Source organism: Thermoactinomyces intermedius (assembly GCF_013912365.1).
GTDB lineage: Bacteria > Bacillota > Bacilli > Thermoactinomycetales > Thermoactinomycetaceae > Thermoactinomyces > Thermoactinomyces intermedius.
Map to the genome: position 1 here is coordinate 1 of NZ_JACETT010000087.1, position 2,763 is coordinate 2,763.

The window sequence follows — 2,763 nt, forward strand, 5'->3', positions numbered from 1 at the left end:
CTGCCGGCATCCAGATGCCGCGCTTCGGCACGGTGGTGGCAACCATCGGGGACAAAGAAAAAGAAGAAGCCCTTCCCTTGATGAAACGATTCTATGATTTGGGTTACCACATTGTCGCCACCCAAGGCACGGCGGAAATCTTGGAGAAAGCCGGCCTGCCCGTGAAGCGGCTGAACAAGCTGAAGGAAGGATCGCCCAACATTCTGGATTGGATCCGCCAGGGAAAAGCCGATTTGGTTGTAAACACTTGGACGCGGGGAAGAACGCCCGAACGGGACGGTTTCCGGATCCGCCGGGAAGCGGTGGAACACGGCGTTGCTTGTTTGACCTCGTTGGACACGGTGCAAGCTCTGTTGGAAACCCTGGAATCGATTCAATTCCATGCGGAACCGCTCAAAAAGCCGGAGCCTGCCCGGATGCTGGTGTAAAGGAGGAGGAACCATGGAAAATCCGCAAAACCGAATCTTTCTTGCGTTGGACGTTCCGGATGAGAAGCAAGCAGACCACTTGCTTTCTCTTTGGGATCCGGGCGAACGGCCGTTGATCAAAGTGGGGTATCAGCTGTTTTTCGCCGCGGGACCACAATGGGTGGAGAAGCGGAAAAACGCCGGCGATACCATCTTTTTGGATTTGAAACTGCACGACATCCCCAATACGGTGGCCAAAGGGATCGAATCGCTCAGCCGGTTGGGGGTGGATTTTGTCACCATCCATGCCTCCGGCGGCAGAAAAATGATGGAGAAAGCGCGGGAGACTGCCGATAAGCATGCTGACGGATCCCGCCGGTTGAAATTGCTGGCGGTGACCCAGCTGACAAGCACGGATCAGAAGATGTTAAACCAGGAACTCGGTATCCCGGGGGATGTCCGTGAGTCGGTGCAGAAATTGGCGTCGCTGGCCTGCGGTGCCGGGATGGACGGGGTGATCTGCTCAGGGTTGGAAGCACGGTGGGTCAAACAAGTGACCGGGACGGGATTTTTGGCAGTGACCCCCGGCATCCGCCCCCAAGGTTTTTCAAGTGACGACCAAAAACGAATCGTCACTCCCCGGGAGGCCGTGTTGAACGGAGCCGATTACCTGGTGGTCGGCCGGCCGGTGACACAAGCGCCGGATCCGAAAAAAGCCTTTCAGTCCCTAGTGGAAGAGATACGTTAAAAAAAGGAGTGGAACAGATGGCTTGGACTTTGGATGAAGCGATAAAACGCAGAGGGGTGCTGAAAGAAGGGCATTTCCTTTTGTCCTCGGGGCGCCACAGCGCCCGGTATATGCAATGTGCACAGCTTTTGATGCATCCGGCTGATGCCGAAAAAACGGGACAAGCGTTGGCCCAAAAATTTGCAGGCATCTCCGTGGATCTGGTGGTCGGACCGGCCCTCGGCGGAGTCATCATCGCCCATGAGGTGGCCCGTGCCCTGAATGTGCCGTGTATTTTCGCCGAGCGAAAAGACGGGGTGATGCAACTTCGGCGCGGTTTTGAAGTTGCTCCGGGACAAAAAGTATTGGTGGTGGAAGACGTGGTGACCACCGGGGGATCGGTCAAAGAAGTGATCGGGCTCTTGGAAGAAAGAAAAGCAGACGTGGTGGGCGTCGGTTCCATTGTGGACCGGACCGGCGGGCAAAATCCGTTCCGTCAGCCTTACCTGTCTTTGAAAAAGGTGGAGATCGAAAGTTTTGCCCCCGAAGATTGTCCCTTGTGCAAAGAAGGGATCCCCGTCACCAAACCGGGAAGCCGCGGAAACCGGTGAGGATCGCGGCTCCCGAAGGCTTCGCCATGGCGGGGCCTTTTTGTTTTGCAAAATTGAAGGAGTCTGATTTCCTCTGACTCCTTTTTTGCCGTCATTTTTGGGTTTGATTGTTTAAAAGCCGCATGATCACTTCTTTTTCCGGTGTGACATAGATCGTTTGTTGATGATCGTAAGTGACAAATCCGGGGCGGGCGCCGGCCGGTTTTTTGACATGTTTGATCCGGGTGTAATCGACCGGCACTTGGGCGGAATCGCGTGCTTTGCTGAAATAGGCGGCCAACATGGCGGCCTCCAGAAGCGTTTCTTCCCGGACCTCGCTGGCACGAATGACGACATGCGAACCGGGAATGTCTTTGGTGTGCAGCCAGATATGGGAGGAAGCGGCCAGCTTGTGGGTTAAGTAGTCATTTTGTTTGTTGTTTTTCCCGATCAGAATCGGGGTCCCGTCGCTTGCCGTCGCCTCGTAAGGAACGGGAGCTTCTTTTTTGCGCGGCTTGTTTTGCCGGGAAGTTTTTTTCAGCCAGCCTTCTTCCGCCAATTCTTCCTGAATCTGTTCAATATCGTTCAACCCGGCATTTTCGATTTGGGTGAGCACCGATTCAAGATATTCGATGTCGGCACGGGCTTTTTCGATCTGTTCTTGGTTCCATTTTCGGGACGCTTTTAATTTGTTGTATTTTTTAAAGTATCGTTGCGCGTTTTCCGCCGGGCTTAAGGTGGGATCAAGTTCAATGGTCAGGGACGGGGCGTCCGGGTCGTAAAAATTGATCACCTCAACCGTTTTTTCCCCCCGTTTGATTTGGTGCAGGTTGGCTGTGACCAGTTCTCCCAGCATGCGGTAATGATCCGCTTTTTCCGCTTGTTTCAATTCTTTTTGCAAGATCTTGATCTTTTTCTTGTTTTTATCCACTTCGTTTTTTAGCTTGCGCATCAGCTGGGAGGTTTGCTGGCGGATCCGGTCGCGTTCGGCTTTGCCGTAATAAAAATGGTCCAAAAGTTCGCTGATGGAATCGGTGCG

The 2,763-nt window shown here is 53.7% G+C and carries 3 protein-coding genes and 1 pseudogene; 3 read left to right on the forward strand and 1 reads right to left on the reverse strand.

All coding sequences use genetic code 11. The annotated features are described in order from the left end of the window. From H1R82_RS14210 to pyrE, 3 genes and pseudogenes are all read left to right on the forward strand, one after another. A pseudogene (locus H1R82_RS14210) lies at positions 1 to 428 on the forward strand (carbamoyl-phosphate synthase large subunit); the annotation flags it as partial. Positions 429 to 441: 13 nt separating this feature from the next. Next, positions 442 to 1,155, forward strand: coding sequence for an orotidine-5'-phosphate decarboxylase (gene pyrF / locus H1R82_RS14215; protein WP_181730805.1), 714 nt, complete (start codon positions 442 to 444; stop codon positions 1,153 to 1,155). A 17-nt stretch (positions 1,156 to 1,172) separates the two neighbouring features. Beyond that, positions 1,173 to 1,745 carry an orotate phosphoribosyltransferase gene (gene pyrE, locus H1R82_RS14220; protein ID WP_181730804.1) on the forward strand — a complete coding sequence of 191 codons (573 nt, stop codon included), beginning with the start codon at positions 1,173 to 1,175 and terminating at the stop codon, positions 1,743 to 1,745. A gap of 91 nt (positions 1,746 to 1,836) precedes the next feature. Here pyrE and H1R82_RS14225 read toward each other — a convergent pair. Next, a partial coding sequence (locus H1R82_RS14225) for an Rqc2 family fibronectin-binding protein (protein WP_181821709.1) occupies positions 1,837 to 2,763 on the reverse strand: 927 nt, incomplete at its 5' end.

Coding starts and splice junctions, on each gene's coding strand:
- pyrE (WP_181730804.1), top strand. CDS start 1,173: ATGGCTTGGACTTTGGATGAAGCGATAAAACGCAGAGGGGTGCTGAAA.
- pyrF (WP_181730805.1), top strand. CDS start 442: ATGGAAAATCCGCAAAACCGAATCTTTCTTGCGTTGGACGTTCCGGAT.